The following is a 17,505-nucleotide window of genomic DNA, read 5'->3' as shown; positions in this document are numbered from 1 at the left end:
AGTCATAATCCTCCGTTTTTTTTAAGATCTTAAGCTCAATCCTTATTATTTTTCAAAGTTAGAAATAGTCATTTAAATTTCGAAATGGCTAAAACTCTTAAAACTCATAGGTATATTATGTCTAATTCTAATACAGTAACTGGTACAGTAAAGTGGTTTAACGAAACTAAAGGTTTTGGTTTCATTCAACAAGAATCTGGTCCAGACGTATTTGCTCATTTTAGTGAAATCGCTAATTCTGGTTTCAAAACTTTATTTGAAGGTCAACAAGTATCATTCAGCATCGTTCAAGGTCAAAAAGGCCCAAATGCTGTAAATATTGTTGCTCTATAATAATATTTAATAAAATAAAAAAGTACGTCCATCGTACTTTTTTATTACCAAAAATCTAAAATATCTTAATATTTATTCCATAATGGAATAAATAAAATAAAACTCGGTGTAACATTGAATCAAAATCATAACATTATTGCAAAATCTATAAATGGTACAGAAATTTTAGTATCACTCGTTCCTTTAAACAAAACACAAAGTACACGTACTGGACTTAAATCAATTGAAGTAGGCAAAAGAGTATTACTTGAATCTGGAATTGAAGTCGATTTAAACTTAGATGGCCGAAGTTTCTACACTGAAGTAAATCAGTTATTTAAATTAAATTACAGAGTTATTATTTAAACCCGTATTTTAATCGTTAAAATTTAGTTAATTTGTGTCATGTGATGCAACATGATATCAAATTTACTGAACCACACCCTTCCTCGCTTTTTAATATTTTTCTGATCCTGCTGTTTATTTTATTATTCTTCTTGGTTGCTTAAGTCATTTTCAGGCTCAAATTAGCACACAAAATACCTATCAGGCTAATTTAAAACCGTTCATTATTTTTAAAGTTATAGGGTAATCACTCATACTTTCAAATATTTCTAAAAATCTAAAGCCACTTAAAATCCTATTAAAAATCCCTCATAAGTACTTTTTCCATAAAATTTAGATTTTAATTGAATATTCATGGCTTAAATCATAATTTCAACTGGTTTATGGGAACAGGTTTTGAATAAAAATAACCCTGAATCATGTCACATTCATATTCTGTTAGGAATTTAACCTGCTCATAGATTTCAATCCCTTCAGCAACAACCTCCAAGTTGAGCTGATGAGCTATTTCGATAATTAACTTAACAATAGCAGTGTCTTGTTGATCTATAGGAAAATTTTCAAAAAAGCTTTTATCTAGCTTTATTTGGTCAACAGGTAGGCGGCGTAAATAACTTAAGCTTGAATAGCCTGTACCAAAATCATCGAGAGAAACCTTGATACCTAAAGCACGTATCGCATGTAATATTTCAATCGATTTTTGCACATCAGTAATCAACATTCCCTCTGTCACTTCTAATTTTAACAATTGAGGCGGAAGTTGGCTCACATTTAAAATTTCTTCTAAATCATTTAAAAAATTCTTTCGATGGAACTCTAATGGTGAAATGTTGACAGATACACTCAAAGGCCGTTCCCGATTTTTATTTAACTTAAAAATATCGTGACATGCTTGTTGTAAAACCCAACGACCAATTGAAACAATGTGTCCTGTCCTCTCAGCCAAAGGGATAAAAACATCTGGTGGGATAAAACCTTTTTCTGGGTGAATCCAGCGAATAAGAGCCTCTAATGAAGCGACTTCACCAGTTTTAGGTTGGATTAATGGCTGATAAAACACATTGAGCTGAGCTTTTTCTAAAGCTTCAGATAAGTCTAAACGTAAATTTATATAATCTATTTTAGGAAGATCATTATATTTTTCCTGATACCAATTCCATGTATTACGCCCTTGTTTTTTTGCTTCTTGCATTGAGAGAATCGCATGCTGGATTAATTGAATGCCTTGATAAACCTGACTACAGTTTTTAGCAATCCCTATGCTGGCAGTAATATGAATTTTATGACCATCTATTTGAAAGGGTGTTGATAAATTTTTCAGTAATCTTTCAGCAAATTCGGCCACATGATCAGGAGTTTTAAAATCTAAAAGAATAAGCGCAAACTCATCGCCAGAGATTCGGCTCAACATGTCTTTATCTCGAATGAAATTTTTCATTCTAGTTGCAACAGATTGCAATAATTTATCACCAACAATATGACCCAAGGTCTCATTGAGCGGACTAAAATCATCGAGGTCAATATAAAGTAAATACAAATCTTTTTGGGCTTGTATATTTTTTAGCGTTTTTTCTAGATATTCATCAAAAGCACGGCGATTAAATAACCCTGTCAAATAATCATGCATTTTTTGATATTCAATATATTCTTCACTTACGCATTCTTTCGTCACATCTTGTTGTATTCCAAGAAAGTGTGTGCAATGACCCAAATCATCCAAAATAGGCGCTAATGTCAACTGATTCCAAAACCAGCTGCCATCTTTGCGATAATTTTTAATTTTGACTTGTGACTGAGTTTTGGTCGTCAACGCATTTTTTATTTTTTTTAGTGTGATGACATCTGTATCTGGGCCTTTTAAAAAACCACAATTTTTCCCCATAATTTCGGATTCTGCATAACCCGTCATTGCCAAAAATGCAGCGTTGACATATACAATCGGCATATCTGAATCTGCATGGGCAATCACTACACCTTGTGTGCTATTTTGTATCGCTCTTTCTAGAAGCCTTACCCGTTCTTGATAATGATATTTAGCTGTAATATCTTTTGCAATGACTAAAATACCAACAATCCTTTCATTATGCTTAATTGGCAAGTTTGTTATCTCAAGCCAGAGTAACTCTCCTGAAGCATGGTAGGCTTGCAATTCATAATGTTGTGATTCTCCTTTTAGACTCTGTTCAAAAGCAATTTTTACAGTCTCGAACGAAGTCTCCGGTACAAAATTAAAATAATATTGCCCTTTGATCTCACTTTCTAAAAAACCCGTTATTTTCTCTGAAGCTACATTTGCAGAAACGATATAACCTTCAAGATTTACTTCAAATACCGCATCTGGATGATATTTAAAAAATGAACTATATTTTTCATCTATCAGTAATTTTTGTTCTCTTTCGCGATCAATATCAATGGTTAGAGAAACTAAAATAGCAGCTCGTTGCAATAGGTTAATTTCGATATCTGAAGGCTTTCTAATCGTTCTATAGTAAGTTGCAAAAGTACCATATAGCTCTCCGCGCGTTCCGAGAACAGGCATTGACCAACATGAAGTCAGTTTTTCTTTTTGTACAAGATCTTTTTGACGTGACCATTTAGGATCAGTGATTAAATTTTCAGAAATAACCAAATGCTTATGAAAAGCTGCTGAACCACATGTGCCACTTTTCTCATGAACAACAACTGCTTTTAACATCTGCTGATATTCAGGAGAAAAATGTTGATGACCACTAATTAAGTATAATTTTTCAATTGAAGGGTCATACAGCATGGTTGAAACAATTGCATCTTGAATATGAGTCTCTAACCATGCAGTAATTGCTTCTAAAACAATTTTAAGGTTATTGCCTTGACTAATGAGCTGAAATATATGGCTATTATCTTTACTAATAAATTGACTAGCCATTAAAATCTCCATTGGTTTAAGAAATTAGCCTCATGCTGATTTTACATATGAAATATTTCTTTTAAATATACACCTGTACAAAAAGCGATCAAAAATAAAGCTATTTTAACGATAAAACTTAAGGTTTTTTCATTCAAAATGATGAGGATGATCAACTCACTTTTTATACTGTGTTATTCGATTAATACAAAATAATAAAGGAAACCGACTATAATTCATGCTTATAAAGAAAATTTGAAATCGCATTTGCAAATCATCAAATCTATATGTCAAATCCATTTCCAGTAATCCAATTTAACTTAGTATTTTGACTTTTATCTTGTGATAGAAACATTTTTTCGCAAGTAAAGCTTTCACTTCTCGCCCTCTGGGAGGGTTTTGCTTCAAACTTGATGAGCAACGAAAAAGCATGCCTCAAGTCGTGTTTTTAAAAGCACAGTTACCACATTTCACATAATTGGCTAAACAATAAACAAGTTTTAGCATAACTCAATTTTATGCACCAAGACAATAAAAATCAAAGATTTTTTAAAAAACAAATTAATTCAATCAGTTAGTTTTTTAAAAATTCTTCATTATTTTACCAATTGTTTAATCGCTATTTTTATTTTGATAACCAATTTACATCAAACTTCTTGGGCTTAGGCTGTCGCTCCCTGTGAAAGACAGGCAAAGAATGTGTAAATCAGGATGAAAGAAATTTATAGATAGAAGTGAATGATCGCGATTCTGCATTCTCGATCATTGTTTAGCTTCAGAAAAATCGGGGTTTATGCTTGGTAAGCTACTAGATCAAATAGATAGATAAAAAGCAGAAATTTCCCGCTACTGTATCAACAAATATTTAGCAATAGCGGGGACAATTTTCTATGTTTTGATGATTAAACAGCTTTTATCAGTCCACCATAATCATTAAATCAAGCTAGGTTTTTCTGAAATAACAAAGAATCCCGATCACCACCAGTATTACACCAAACCATGCACTTACATTAAGTTGTTCATGGTTAAATACCGCACCTAAAGTTAAAGCAATAATCGGTGTAATCACATTACTCAAGGCAATGGTTGAAGGTTTTAATTCCCGAATCAGCCAAAAATAGCACAGCATCGCAATAATAGATGAAAATAATATTGTAAATGCAAAGCCAAGCATGCTGTGTAAGTCAGGAAGGTGGTGTGGCATATGCTGATAAATAAAAGGAATCAACAGTAAAGATGCCAATGCTGAAACCAGCAAGGAGCCTGTAGCCTGTGATATCGGCGTTAGTGGCGCTGCAATATGCTTGACCCAAAATATAGAACTAATATAAGAAATAATACTGATGACAATTAATATGATACCAATCGGTTGTACCTGATTTCCAGTTTGATCCGCAAACACTACAATCAAACCCAAGACTGCCATCAACATGCCTCCCCATTGTATGAGAACGAGATGCTGATTTTTTAAAATAAAATGCCCGACCAGACCAGAAATTAACGGTGATAACCCAAATAACAAAGCCATTAATCCTGAAGTTAGATAACGGGCTGCCAGATAAATAAAAAGTTGAGCACCAATTAAATTTAGGCTGCCTGCGACATAACTCGTGAGTGACTGACGATCTAGTGGCAAGGGATTACGAAAGATGATGAGCAACATAACCGCCAAAATAGATGCACCTACATAGCGAATAATTAAAACCCAAAGCGGATAAACCTGATGCACACTCCATACAATTGCCAGTGGCGTTGCTGCCCAAATCAGGACAAGGGTCGCATAAATTGCAATGTGGGTAAAAGACGTCGATCCCTTAGACATAAACATGAATCATATCCATAAAATCAATCAACCCATGCCTAAAACAGCATGGGTTGATTACATGTAAGCCTGTTGTGATTGAGCTCAGGCAACCTTGCGTAAATCAATCGCGAGATTCAGCAGTGTTTCTGCATCAAACGGTTGTGCTTTCGCAATCATTTTCTTTAAATGACGCATTTCTTTTGCCTGATTGACAGTAATGCCTGCAACCAGAATTCCGTTGCGCGTGCCAAACATCACAAAGCTGGCATTTTTACCCTGCTCAATATCCATTTCACCACGAATATGCCATTCTGTAGCCGTCATATCGCCAGCAAACTGAAAGTTCATATCAAGCTGGTCTGTCCAGAACCAAGCAGGAGTTTGCTGCGCCAATGGATTGCCCATGATATGACGCGCAAAAATTCCCGCTTGCTTGTTGGCATTTTCCCAAGTTTCAATACGACGATATTGCCCATCTTCGACCAACTGGGTTGCAACATCACCAGCAGCATAAATATCAGGATCAGAGGTTTGGCAATACTGATTGACTTGAATGGCAAAATCGACATCGAGACCTGCTTCACGCGCTAAATCAGCATTAGGTACGATCCCAATTCCGTAAATGACAGCATCACCCGTCAACTGCTGACCATTTTCTAAGGTGAGAATCACTTCTTGGTCACGTAATTCAGCCTGCACCAGTTTGGTATTCAGTTGAATTTCAATGCCAGCACGTTGATGTTGTTGCAGTAAAAATTGACTCAGATTGAGTGGAGAACAACGGCCCATGACCATTGCGCCCTGTTCAAGCACTGTGACCTGACAGCCTTTTGCACGTGCACTAGAAGCCAACTCTAAACCGATTACACCGCCACCCACGATCAAGATGCGTTTTTCAGCTTGTAATACAGGAATCAGTTTCTGTGAATCTTCAAGATTCCGTAAAGTATAAACATGTTGACCTAGAGCATCTAACATCGGTAAACGGCGTGCCGAACCACCTGTTGCCAATAGTAATTTGTCATAATGAATCACATCACCACTTTGTAAAACAAGCTGATGTGATTCAGGCTGAAGTTTAACTACAGCGTTATTGCGAATCACTTTGACATTGAGTTCGGCAAGTTTTTGTTCAGAGAGAATTTCCAGCTTGGTTTGTTCTGGCTGCAAAATTGCATCTTTAGATAGCGGTGGACGTTCATACGGTAGATGAGGTTCATCACCGATCAAAATAATTTCACCAGAAAATTGCTGTGCGCGTAACTCTAAAATTGCACTTGCGCCCGCTTGACCTGCGCCTACAATCACAATGGTTTGAATACTCATCTGTTTTGTCCTTTATTTCAAATTGGCTGTGACAATGCCAAAACCCGCAATCCATTCTGAAATGGCTTCATAACAATGAACTTTCATTTCATAGTCACCCAATGCTGAAAGCGCTGCAAAAGCGGCGATCCATGCACGAATCTCTTGTCCACCACGTCCACCCTCACGACGGATATCGGCTTCAGTCATTTTTTCAATGGCTTCAAAATCAGCATTTTGAAAAATATCTAACAGCTGTTTATCCCATTCTGGATTGAGTGGCACTGAAACTGAAGTATCGCCTGCAGCGAGACGTTGCCCCACAGAAATGACCTTGGCTTGGCGGGCGTTGCGTGCTTCAGTCGTCGGGTTCCGACCTGAGATCAGGAATTCTTCCACTTCAGGAGGTACAGACCCCATTTGTGGTGTTGGTGGATCATGCGACAATCCCCCAGTTCCCAAAATGAGTACGCGTTCATTTTCAAGATTAAGAGACTGAATAAATGAACCTATAGCACGGCCAAGCGCAATTGCACGTTTTGTAGTTGGCAGTGGCGCTGCTGCACCATTGACAAAAACAGGAATCGTCGGGTAACGATCAAGCTGTCCTTCACATAAAAAATGCAAGGGCTGGGTAACCCCATGATCTGCCTGCATTCGGTAGGAGTATGCAACATCAACGCCTTCATTCAGGACATGGCGCACCAGTTGTAGCGCGGTTTGCTCAGGTACATTGAGTTTTCCTGGGCCATAATCCCAATCGCCTGCAGCAGTAGCCCGAAGGCCAACACAGAAACTTGGCATCAGGTCATAAAAGAAACCATTAAAATGATCGGGACCAAAAGTAATAATCAGGGTTGGATCATATTGCTTTAACTCAGCCGCCAAAGCCTTAAACGTTGCACGAACAACTTCTTCCTGACGCTTCTCAATCGGTGAAGCGAACTCCATCAGCGGGCTATGAGATGCACAAATCAGTTTAACAGCCATGTTGAACTCCAAAAACTAGATCGCCTACAGGCGATCTATGTGGGTCTAGAAGACTAGACCTTTAGGATTAAACGTCAAAGAAGCCTGCATTGGGCTGACGTAAACCACGAATACCTAGACCACAGTCGGCATTAATAAATACGCCAGATAATGGACGGTTATTTTGTCGAGAAGCGAGCAGAACATAAGAACCTGTCATATCTTCGGCTTCAGGCAAGAATTTGAGTGGCATACCCTGACCAATCCGCTCAGGATCACGTGCATCGAGCAGTCCAAGATTTTCCTGCCCCAATGATGCTGCACCTTTGACATTGACATTCATGCCCGAAGGCGCGACGGCATTGACACGGATTTTAGGTGCCAGTTCATACGCCAGTTCACGCACTAAGCCAACGCCTGCATGCTTAGATGCAGTGTAAATTGGCCCACCACCTGATGAATAAAATGCAGAATTTGATAAGGTAAAAATCATGGAACCTTCGGTTTTTAACAATTCATTCAGTGCTGCTTTAGCACCGAGCAAATAACCTTTGGTGTTAATACTCATGATTTCATCAAATGCCGTTTCTAACTGCTCGCCTGACATATTGACAACATCGGCATAGTGATCCCAGATTCCAGCATTACCAATAAAGCAGTCTAGTTTGCCAAAACGTGCCACTGTAGCTTCAACAGCACGAACATTGTCGGCATATCGAGCAACGTCACCTGTCACCGCGACAATACGATCACCAAAGCGGGCGATCAGTTCATCAACTTTGGACTGAGAGCGTTGCAACACAGCAACCTGTGCGCCTTCATTTAAAAAACGTTCCACCAGTGCTAGCCCAAGTCCCGAACCGCCGCCTGTAATCAGTACGACTTCTCCTTGTAACCAGCCCATTATGCCACTCCTGACAATTCGACAAATAAAGCGCCATCTTCAACAACGACAGGAAAAGTCTGAATCGGGTCAGTCGCTGGCACACATTGCGGCACACCAGTTTTTAAACAGAAACGTGATGAATGTAACGGACACTCAACTGTGCCATCGTCTTCAAGATAGCCTTCTGACATTGAGGCATTGCCATGGCTACACTTGTCATTCATCGCAAAAAATTCGCCATTAAAATTGAAGACAGCAAGTGCAGCAATATCGCCTACACCGCAGTCCACTTTTAATGCTTCACCTTCATCAAGTTCGTCAACCTGACAAACGAATATCTTGTTCATTAGAAAAACACCGTAATGTTGTGGGATGTTAAAGTTGCCTGATCGAGCGTGATGTCACGTTTAGCAATGCTCCAGCCTAAACTGCTCTCTTCATTTTTACGGATTAAATCAACCCGTTTCCCCACATAAATCAATATGTCTTTTTCTTTTTGCGAGCGATAAAGCAAATAGTTGCTATATACCAGATATTCATCTGCTTGCTCAGTTGGCTCTACCCGAATATTGGTAATAAGATGACGGGTACGTGATGGAGGCTCTTCCGACCACGACATGCCAGTTTCTAACTTTGCAATACGACGCTCTAACACAAATTTATCGTCGTGATAAATCCAGGTTGAAGGCGGTGCAATGCTTTTACGACGGTCACGGGTCTGAGCATTCGTCGTTGTTTTGAGTGTGTAGAGCATGTCTTCACTCAAAATATCTAGCCAGTCACGAAACTTCCAGTCATCTAACAATTGTGCTTCGGCATATAAAAACTGGCTAATATCATGGTAAAGTTCTAACCCAATAGAACGCCATACTGGTTGTGGTTTTAACACGTCAACGACCTGATTCATTTCGCAAGCTCCGTTTCATCTGCGATAGCGACAGCCGAATCATTTTTTGCTAAAAGGCTTTGCTCATACGCTGCTGTAGCTTTTTCTACATCTTCCCATTTTTCATGCATCAGCAAGTTTGCCCAGTGGCGATACATACTGCGTGCAGCTGTTTCTGAGAAAATATGGTTGGTAATACCAGGCACGTCATCACGTAGCTCTTCATTACCCAGACCCATTTCCATAATCAGCTTGCTATTACGCGCTTTATAACCACGAAGAACTTTCTGGATTTCGATCCAGTTTTCGCCATCATCTGCTTCAGCAAAACCTGCAGGACCAAATGCACGACAAGCATTTAGCTCCATCGCTTCTTTAATATGCTGTGGTGCAGCCTTGTCAGTAATACAGAATGCCCACACTTCGGTTTTGTCTGGACCACGTGGGTGCCAGATTCGCATGGTGGTCATACCATTGAGCCAAGACAAAGTCGGGAACATGGTGTTATGTCCAGCAAGACGCAATGCACGAATTTCGCCAAGACGCTCTTTAGCTTCTTCATAAGTTTCACGGAAATAATCAGCAACCTGACCATCCACCCAGAAGTTAGCATCTGGTTTTTCAGTTAAGAAAAAGCCTGAACCATGTCCACGTTGACCATATTGCACACAGTTTTTAACGGTTTCCCACACTGGACGCGCCGTTTGTGCTGCACCGAGTGTTTTACTTGCGTCATCACCTGGTTTACCACCCAAGACCTGTACTGCAGAAGCATGTGAATACGGTGCATGATATTGGTCTGAAGCAAACTGTTCTGCTGCAAATTTCCAGTTACAGTTAATTTCCCACTTATGGATACCACCAATAACTTCTGAACCACCTTCACGACGATCAATCAACGCATCAAGATACCAAGCGATATCTCCCATATAAGTGCGTAGATCAGGCGTATCCTCTGCCCAGCAACCGAAAATCAAACCTTTATAGATTTCAACACGATTGACTTCAACAAGACCCCATTTCCCTTTGCATGAACCTTTTGGGAAAGCAACATTTTCTAATGGAATATCTTTTAAAGAACCGTCAACACCATAAGACCAGCCATGGTATGGGCAAGTAAATGCACGGGTATTCCCACAGTCTGCATAACTTACACGCATAGAACGGTGACGGCACTGGTTTAAAAATGCCTTAACTGAACCATCTTTTTGACGGACGACAATAATCGGGTCTTCACCCATGTAAGTATTAAAAAAGTCACCAGCCTTCGGAATCTGGCTTTCATGACAAAGAAATAGCCAACAACGCCCAAAAATACGCTCTAATTCAAGTTGATATAATTCAGGGTCAGTGTAAATAGAGGGTGAAATACGTCCATTTTGTGCATCGACTAAGGCATCGATTTCACGCACATCAATTTTTCCACTCATGATCATCGCTCTCCTGCTGCCGCCATCAAATCAAAAGATGGTGGAATCTGTTGGCGTTGATAATGATTTTTTAATAGATATAAGTGAAATATTTTATAAGTTTTATTTTAGATATTTTATGAATAATTCTTTATTCTTTTTTATACTAAATTATAGCCAACTTTTTTAATACACTTTTTTACTACTGAAATGGATTTTTGCTTGGTTTAGGTGTTTATACCAACAGATTGACTGAAATAAACGAGCATTTTTAGGATTATTGCTATTATGGAATTACGTCATCTTCGCTATTTTATTATGGTTGCAGAAGAGCTGAACTTTAGCAAAGCTGCACTCAAGTTATATACAGCTCAACCTTCTTTAAGCCAGCAAATTAAAGACCTCGAAGAGTATGTCGGGGTAAAGCTACTGCATAGAACCAAGCGTAAAGTTGAATTAACCGAAGAAGGGAAAGTTTTTTTAGAACGGGCAAAAATTACTCTGGCCGAGGCAGACAAGGCTGTCACCATGGCTCGCCAAGTCGCTAAATCAAAAAAACACCTCCTCACAATTGGCTTTGTGCCTGTTGCTGAAATGAAAGTATTTCCTTATGTTTTACCAAGTCTTAGAGTACAAAATCCTGACTTGAAAATTGAATTGCTGAGTATGAACAATACTTGTCAAATAGAAGCCCTTAAGAAAGGTGAATTAGACGTTGCCTTTATACGAGAGAATCTAAATACCGATGAAATTCAAAGTCAGTTTGTATTGCGTGAACCCCTGATCTTTCTATTGCATAAAGATCATCCATTAACCAAGTACGATCGTATTCCAGTCAAAGCATTGAATGGTATTGATTTTATTATTCCTGCTGTTGAACAATCTGCAGTTCTCCACCATACGATTTTAGAATTCGCACAAGCCCACAATATTAAATTTAATATTGTACAAAAAGCAGATAATATTCTCTTTAATATTAATTCAATTGGCATGGGTTTGGGCTGTGCAATTTTACCCGCTTATATTGAACCATTGACGGTCAATAACACTGTAATTCGCCCTTTAGAAGTTGAATTACCTTATCTTGATTTATTTGTAAGTTATCGAAAAGAATCCGAATCTATAGGCATCAAGAAACTTATTGAACTACTCAATAAAGTTTTTTACCTAAATATTAATCGAGACTAAAGTTGATAGTTATAGGTTTTAGATAGTATTTTAATCATATTTATAGACCTAAGTATTAGAAAAAGGATGGATCTCATCCTTTTTCTTTTTTTACAGAATAGGCTTCTTTCATCACGGATTATACTTTTTGATTTTCTCCATGAGCAAAATTGAAATATAGGCCAATAAAACACAAAAGAAATATTATGAGCTGGCGAAAGGGGTTTCTTAAATTTAGCCTTTATATGTGATCAAAATATGACTAGAGCGAATAAAAACAATAAAAAAGCAATGGCTGTATAGCCATTGCTTTTTGGAGTAACTGTAAAAAGCATTGCAGTTACCCTAAAAATTAGAATTTATAGGTGTAAGTTGTCGCAATTCGGTTTTCTTTCAAATTGCTGATCTGGCCTTGTACATTATGCCAGTTGACATCAATATACATCCATTCAAAACCTAGACCTTTAAATTTACCTTCAGGAACAACATAGTTTAAAATAAAGTTAAACTCATCTTCTGTTCCTCGACCTGATTTCACACCATTACTTTCATAATGCGAGTCAATATTCCAGCCACCCCAATATTTGGCAGTTGCTTTTAAGCCATTGATTCCCCAACCAGCAAAATTATAGCTATAAGTCATACCCAATGATTGTTCGTCTTTACGAATAAAACTTGCAACACCCCAGTTATCTAAATACGGCTGTGGTACCCAACCCGCTAATGTTGGGAAATATGGTGCACCAGTTGCAGCACTTGGATTAGATCCTTGTTTACCAAACATTTGCTGATAGCCCAAACCAATCGTCTGATTCTTATAGGTAAGCGTGGTTCCTAAAGATAAAGCCTGGTTATCAATTTTTCCGTATAAAGCATCCCCCGACTGGCGATTATCAAAAAAACGGATATGGGTATCTAATTTCGCATCCTTATTTAGGTTTTCTTTATAGCTTAAACCCAAATAGTTTTGTTGGTAGATATTATCGACATCTGCATAAAAGTAAGAACCTTGCACATTCTGGTTAAATTTATAATCAACCCCGGCAATATACATTCCATTGACTTTACTATCTTTAGACAGATTTTTCGGCCATAAACCTAAATCCATCGGCTGGTTTTCATAACGCGCATTTATGCTTTTGATATAACCCAAAGTAACTTTGGTGTTTTTAATATCTTTCGATTCTAACCAAGCACCATTATAAGTCGTTAAAAGTTGTCTAGACGGGTCATAAACCAATACAGGCGTAACAGGGAGCAACTCACCTACACGAATTTCAGTCTGTGCAACTTGCGCTTTTAATGTCGCGCCAATATGACCAAACTCCCGAGCCTGTTGTCCTGTTCCAGGCTTTCCTTCATAAGGTAAAACCCAGTCTGGATTACGATCTCGTCCATCTAAACGTACCGCATATTGTGCTAAAAGATCAGCACCAACTTTCACCATACCTAAATCAGCATAGCCTGATTTTGTATCTAGAGTCACACCCTGAGACCAGCTACCCCAGTTTTTACTTGATACAGTATCATATTGCCGATCTAAATAGAAATTCTTGAATTTGAGCTGAGTTTGACTATCCTCAAAAAAATCAGCAAAAGTATTAGGGCTTGTAATTCCAACACTTGTACCTACAAAAGCCATCCATAAAGCATAATGACGCATTGTCTACTTTCCTAACCGAACAATGTAATGAGCGCGCTATAATGTAGAACATGTCAAAGATCGAATATCAGACAACAGTAGTAAACTTTCCGTTGATTTTATTCTAGACAATTCGATAATTTATGTTTTTATATTTATAAAATATAAATGAACAATAACACTAAATAGACATCCATCTTCAATAAAAATAAATACTTGTTTTATATTATTTTTTATTTAAAAAGAATGGAAATAAATCTTATTTAATTGATTTTTTATGTCAATATAAAAATAGATATTCCGATGCCTTGCTTTTATTAATAGCTAAAACCTTTCATGTTATTGTTAATAAGTATCTTTTTTATAAAAAAAGCACCCTAAAAAGGATGCTTTTTTGAATTGATTAAATCACTTAACTAACTTTAGCCACATCTTGTGCAATAGATTTAGACATAGTTAACGCCAGATCTTCAATCATATCTTCCTGACCACCAACCGTGCCACGACGTCCTAACTCAAGCAGGATTTCACGTGCAGAAACACCATATTTGGCTTCGGCACGTTTAGCAAACAGCAAGAATGATGAATACACACCAGCATAACCTAAAGTTGCTGCATCACGGTCTGCACGAATCGGATGAGTCATCATTGGAATAATAATGTCTTCGGCAATATCCTGAACCTTGAACAGATCAACACCTGTTTCCAATCCCATACGGTTGGCCACTGCAACAAACAGTTCCAGCGGTGTATTGCCCGCACCTGCACCTAAACCTGCAGAGGCCAAGTCCACACGTACTGCGCCTGCATTTACCGCAGTAATTGAGTTTGCCACACCCATACCTAAGTTATGGTGACCATGAAAACCGATTTCCACGTCTGCTGACAGGTTGGCACGCAAGATACCCACGCGATCTGTGACATCTTGTGGTAACAAATAACCTGCTGAGTCAGTCACATAGATACAGTTGGCACCATAAGACACCATTTTCTGTGCTTCTTCGAGCAATTTCTCTGGAGTCGCCATGTGTGCCATCATCAGGAAGCCCACAGTATCCATACCCAATTTACGCGCAGCCGTAATATGCTGTTCCGATACATCGGCTTCGGTTGAATGGGTTGCAACACGAATGGTAGCAACGCCAACATCATGTGCCATTTTCAGATGGTCGACCGTTCCAATACCTGGCAGTAACAGTGCAGAGACTTTGGCCTGTTTCAGATGTGGAATCACGGCTTTGAGATATTCTTCATCGCTGGCTGCTGCAAAGCCGTAGTTGACCGAGTTACCGCCTAAGCCGTCACCATGGGTCACTTCAATTAAAGGCACACCTGCATCGTCCAGTGCAGTTGCAATTTTCACCATTTGCTCAGGTGTAGTTTGATGGCGCATTGGATGCATACCATCACGTAAAGTCATATCATTAATAATAATCTTAGACATGTGGCGATCCTTTTAAGCTTCAGCTGTTTCTAGTAAACGTTCTGCAAACATTTCTGCGGTACGCGCAGCAGCAGCAGTCATAATGTCAAGGTTACCCGCATATTTTGGTAGGAAGTCGCCCAGCCCTTCAACTTCAAGGAACATGGATACGCGATTGCCATCAAAGACTGGACCATTCACCAGTGTGTAACCTGGAACATATTTTTGAACTTCTTTGATCATGGCATGCACAGATTGTGTAATCGCAGCCTGATCGGGTTCACCTTCAACCAAACAGTGTACGGTGTCACGCATCATCAGTGGTGGCTCAGCCGGGTTGATGATAATGATCGCTTTGCCTTGTTTTGCTCCGCCGACCTTTTCAATCGCACCTGCTGTGGTACGGGTAAATTCATCGATATTTTTACGCGTACCAGGACCGACAGATCGGGTCGATACTGTGGCAATGATTTCACCATATGCAACAGGTTGAACACGTGAAATTGCAGCAACCATCGGAATGGTCGCCTGTCCGCCACAAGTCACCATGTTGACGTTTGGCAAGTCACCTGCTTCAAGCAAGGTTTCCAGATTCACAGGCGGGACACAGAAAGGACCAATCGCTGCAGGCGTCAAGTCAATCATCTGTACGCCAAGTTCATTTAACTTGCGGCTGTTTTCAGCATGAACATAGGCAGAGGTTGCATCAAAAGCGATCTTGATATCATCCGCGATCACGTGTGGCAACAAACCATCGACACCTTCTGCGGTGGTTTTTAAGCCCATTTTTTCTGCACGGGCCAAACCTTCAGAGGTTGGGTCAATTCCGACCATCCAGACTGGCTCAAGAATGTCACTACGTTGAAGTTTGTAAAGCAAGTCAGTACCAATATTCCCTGGCCCAATCAATGCACATTTAATCTTTTTCATGAAAAACTTCCCTAAAGAACTAGATTATTCAGCAGCAAAAGCAGCTGTTACTGAACCAAAACCTTCGATTTCAACGTGAAATTCATCACCTGGGTTCGCGACCACCATCGGTCCGAGCGCACCCGTTAAAATAATATCGCCTGCAAGAAGTGGACGACCACGACGTACCATTTCGTCAGCTAACCAAACAGCGGCATTTAATGGGTTAGACAGGCAGGCTTTGCCAACACCTTGCGAAACCACTTCGTCGCCGCGGGTCATGGTCATTTTGCAATTTACAAGATCCAGCTGTTCGAGTTTCACTGGACGTGAACCTAAAACATAAGCTGCTGAAGATGCATTATCAGCAACGGTATCAATCAATGAGATTTTCCAGTTTTCGATACGGCTATCCACGACTTCTATGGCAGGTAGTGCATATTCGGTTGCACTAATAATGTCTGCATAAGTGTGTTTTTTTTGAGTTAAATCCTGATTAATGACTAACGCAATTTCAGCTTCCACTTTAGGCTGGATCAATAAACCGGCTGGAATGGCTTCACCGTCACCATAAGCCATATCGGCAAATAACATACCAAAATCAGGCTGGTCAACGCCCAGTTGAGTTTGAACAACCTTAGACGTCAATCCAATTTTACGACCGACTAAGCGGCGTCCTTCCGATAATGCATGTTGCGTATTGATCTCTTGCACTGCATAGGCAATATCTACATCAGCGCTTTCACCACCAAGTTCGGAACGAATAGGAGTTATCGCCGCCTGTAATAATTCAGCTTGCCTTAATCTTAAGGCAACTGACTCAACTACAGCAGAATTTGACATCAACTTTTCCTTAAAAGTTAAATTTTTAAAACACCTTGAGCTAAGAAAAGAAATATAAATCAAGCATTTTTGATTTATTAGACGTCTTTTTTGTATTTCTCCAAAAAAGAGAAAAAGGACGAATAAAAGAAATCTATTGAAATTAAACCTAGCTCTAAGCGAGGATAAGAATGGGAAAAAGTCGAATAGAATACCAATACTTATTTTATTTCTTACTATAGGTTCTATGTCTAAAAATAAATCGATTATAGCCTTAGGCCAATACCAAACAAATTACTACAGCGTTGTAATTGATCTTTAATTATTTGAATCAATAGATCTATTTTCTATCATAACTGATGACTGACTTATTCTCTTTTAGAAAAAATTTAAATATATTTCAATAGAGTATAAAATGAGCCAATAAAGAAACCTAATAAAAAAGATCACTATACAGCTTTGTCTAAAAACTGTTTTTAAGCATGCATGCTTAGGCTTTTTTCATCATATTTTATCCACCCTTTGTATTTTCTCACGGGGAAAAATAGATCAGTCAAAGCATTTATAATATTAAATCAACTGAAATTAAAATAAAAATCAACATACTGTCGCGAATATTTATGTTGCTTTAGTATCACGAAGTTCTAGCAATGATTGATCGCAGCATATTCCGTCAGATATTGCTACGCAATATAAAGATTCTTCAATATGGCGGTATACTAAATAATTCTTGACAGTTGAA

The 17,505-nt window shown here is 38.7% G+C and carries 15 protein-coding genes; 3 read left to right on the top strand and 12 right to left on the bottom strand.

Annotated features, from left to right (window positions below; all coding sequences use genetic code 11):
- The first annotated feature begins 117 nt into the window (after window positions 1-117).
- Window positions 118-333 carry a cold-shock protein gene (locus F975_RS07325; protein ID WP_004751823.1) on the top strand — a complete coding sequence of 72 codons (216 nt, stop codon included), beginning with the start codon at window positions 118-120 and terminating at the stop codon, window positions 331-333.
- A 114-nt stretch (window positions 334-447) separates the two neighbouring features.
- Window positions 448-678 carry a hypothetical protein gene (locus F975_RS15450; RefSeq protein WP_081399810.1) on the top strand — a complete coding sequence of 77 codons (231 nt, stop codon included), beginning with the start codon at window positions 448-450 and terminating at the stop codon, window positions 676-678.
- A gap of 343 nt (window positions 679-1,021) precedes the next feature.
- Here F975_RS15450 and F975_RS07320 read toward each other — a convergent pair whose 3' ends face one another.
- The 8 genes from F975_RS07320 to hcaE all read right to left on the bottom strand — a co-directional run bounded on the left by F975_RS07320 (window position 1,022) and on the right by hcaE (window position 10,821).
- Window positions 1,022-3,562, bottom strand: coding sequence for a bifunctional diguanylate cyclase/phosphodiesterase (locus tag F975_RS07320; RefSeq protein WP_004751822.1), 2,541 nt, complete (start codon window positions 3,560-3,562; stop codon window positions 1,022-1,024).
- Window positions 3,563-4,484: 922 nt separating this feature from the next.
- On the bottom strand, window positions 4,485-5,363 hold the full coding sequence (locus tag F975_RS07315) for a DMT family transporter (protein WP_034426205.1): 879 nt from the start codon (window positions 5,361-5,363) through the stop codon (window positions 4,485-4,487).
- Window positions 5,364-5,447: 84 nt separating this feature from the next.
- A complete protein-coding gene (gene hcaD, locus F975_RS07310; protein ID WP_004751820.1) occupies window positions 5,448-6,671 on the bottom strand; it encodes a 3-phenylpropionate/cinnamic acid dioxygenase ferredoxin--NAD(+) reductase subunit in 1,224 nt (407 codons plus the stop codon).
- Window positions 6,672-6,683: 12 nt separating this feature from the next.
- Window positions 6,684-7,640, bottom strand: coding sequence for a 3-carboxyethylcatechol 2,3-dioxygenase (locus F975_RS07305; RefSeq protein ID WP_004751819.1), 957 nt, complete (start codon window positions 7,638-7,640; stop codon window positions 6,684-6,686).
- 67 nt (window positions 7,641-7,707) lie between these two features.
- Window positions 7,708-8,523: a 3-phenylpropionate-dihydrodiol/cinnamic acid-dihydrodiol dehydrogenase gene (gene hcaB, locus F975_RS07300; RefSeq protein ID WP_004751818.1), complete on the bottom strand. Its 816-nt coding sequence runs from the start codon at window positions 8,521-8,523 to the stop codon at window positions 7,708-7,710.
- The gene (hcaC, locus tag F975_RS07295) at window positions 8,523-8,852 is read right to left on the bottom strand and encodes a 3-phenylpropionate/cinnamic acid dioxygenase ferredoxin subunit (RefSeq protein WP_004751817.1); all 330 of its coding nucleotides are present in this window, start codon (window positions 8,850-8,852) and stop codon (window positions 8,523-8,525) included. Before hcaC ends, hcaB begins: the two co-directional genes overlap by 1 nt.
- Window positions 8,852-9,412 carry a 3-phenylpropionate/cinnamic acid dioxygenase subunit beta gene (hcaF, locus tag F975_RS07290; protein WP_004751816.1) on the bottom strand — a complete coding sequence of 187 codons (561 nt, stop codon included), beginning with the start codon at window positions 9,410-9,412 and terminating at the stop codon, window positions 8,852-8,854. The genes hcaC and hcaF overlap by 1 nt, the downstream gene beginning before the upstream one ends.
- Window positions 9,409-10,821 carry a 3-phenylpropionate/cinnamic acid dioxygenase subunit alpha gene (gene hcaE, locus F975_RS07285; RefSeq protein ID WP_004751815.1) on the bottom strand — a complete coding sequence of 471 codons (1,413 nt, stop codon included), beginning with the start codon at window positions 10,819-10,821 and terminating at the stop codon, window positions 9,409-9,411. The genes hcaF and hcaE overlap by 4 nt, the downstream gene beginning before the upstream one ends.
- A 267-nt stretch (window positions 10,822-11,088) precedes the next feature.
- On the opposite strand from hcaE, the gene hcaR reads away from it, so the two are divergent.
- Window positions 11,089-11,988, top strand: coding sequence for a DNA-binding transcriptional regulator HcaR (hcaR, locus tag F975_RS07280; protein ID WP_004751814.1), 900 nt, complete (start codon window positions 11,089-11,091; stop codon window positions 11,986-11,988).
- Window positions 11,989-12,319: 331 nt separating this feature from the next.
- Here the strand turns inward: hcaR and F975_RS07275 are convergent, their stop codons facing one another.
- From F975_RS07275 to mhpD, 4 genes are all read right to left on the bottom strand, one after another.
- Window positions 12,320-13,630, bottom strand: a complete 1,311-nt coding sequence (locus F975_RS07275; protein WP_004751812.1) for an OprD family outer membrane porin — start codon at window positions 13,628-13,630, stop codon at window positions 12,320-12,322.
- Window positions 13,631-14,021: 391 nt separating this feature from the next.
- On the bottom strand, window positions 14,022-15,053 hold the full coding sequence (dmpG, locus tag F975_RS07270; protein ID WP_004751810.1) for a 4-hydroxy-2-oxovalerate aldolase: 1,032 nt from the start codon (window positions 15,051-15,053) through the stop codon (window positions 14,022-14,024).
- A gap of 12 nt (window positions 15,054-15,065) precedes the next feature.
- Window positions 15,066-15,962, bottom strand: a complete 897-nt coding sequence (locus F975_RS07265) for an acetaldehyde dehydrogenase (acetylating) (RefSeq protein WP_004751808.1) — start codon at window positions 15,960-15,962, stop codon at window positions 15,066-15,068.
- A gap of 24 nt (window positions 15,963-15,986) precedes the next feature.
- Window positions 15,987-16,784: a 2-keto-4-pentenoate hydratase gene (mhpD, locus tag F975_RS07260; protein WP_004751807.1), complete on the bottom strand. Its 798-nt coding sequence runs from the start codon at window positions 16,782-16,784 to the stop codon at window positions 15,987-15,989.
- Window positions 16,785-17,505 lie beyond the last annotated feature (721 nt).

Origin of the sequence: Acinetobacter brisouisimilis (genome assembly GCF_000368265.1) — a bacterium.
Classification (GTDB): domain Bacteria; phylum Pseudomonadota; class Gammaproteobacteria; order Pseudomonadales; family Moraxellaceae; genus Acinetobacter.
Note: the sequence above shows the minus strand (reverse complement) of the source record. Positions and strands in the feature narration are given on the sequence as shown.

Coding starts and splice junctions, on each gene's coding strand:
- F975_RS07325 (WP_004751823.1), top strand. CDS start 118: ATGTCTAATTCTAATACAGTAACTGGTACAGTAAAGTGGTTTAACGAA.
- F975_RS07320 (WP_004751822.1), bottom strand. CDS start 3,562: ATGGCTAGTCAATTTATTAGTAAAGATAATAGCCATATATTTCAGCTC.
- F975_RS07315 (WP_034426205.1), bottom strand. CDS start 5,363: ATGTCTAAGGGATCGACGTCTTTTACCCACATTGCAATTTATGCGACC.
- hcaD (WP_004751820.1), bottom strand. CDS start 6,671: ATGAGTATTCAAACCATTGTGATTGTAGGCGCAGGTCAAGCGGGCGCA.
- F975_RS07305 (WP_004751819.1), bottom strand. CDS start 7,640: ATGGCTGTTAAACTGATTTGTGCATCTCATAGCCCGCTGATGGAGTTC.
- hcaB (WP_004751818.1), bottom strand. CDS start 8,523: ATGGGCTGGTTACAAGGAGAAGTCGTACTGATTACAGGCGGCGGTTCG.
- hcaC (WP_004751817.1), bottom strand. CDS start 8,852: ATGAACAAGATATTCGTTTGTCAGGTTGACGAACTTGATGAAGGTGAA.
- hcaF (WP_004751816.1), bottom strand. CDS start 9,412: ATGAATCAGGTCGTTGACGTGTTAAAACCACAACCAGTATGGCGTTCT.
- hcaE (WP_004751815.1), bottom strand. CDS start 10,821: ATGAGTGGAAAAATTGATGTGCGTGAAATCGATGCCTTAGTCGATGCA.
- hcaR (WP_004751814.1), top strand. CDS start 11,089: ATGGAATTACGTCATCTTCGCTATTTTATTATGGTTGCAGAAGAGCTG.
- F975_RS07275 (WP_004751812.1), bottom strand. CDS start 13,630: ATGCGTCATTATGCTTTATGGATGGCTTTTGTAGGTACAAGTGTTGGA.
- dmpG (WP_004751810.1), bottom strand. CDS start 15,053: ATGTCTAAGATTATTATTAATGATATGACTTTACGTGATGGTATGCAT.
- F975_RS07265 (WP_004751808.1), bottom strand. CDS start 15,962: ATGAAAAAGATTAAATGTGCATTGATTGGGCCAGGGAATATTGGTACT.
- mhpD (WP_004751807.1), bottom strand. CDS start 16,784: ATGTCAAATTCTGCTGTAGTTGAGTCAGTTGCCTTAAGATTAAGGCAA.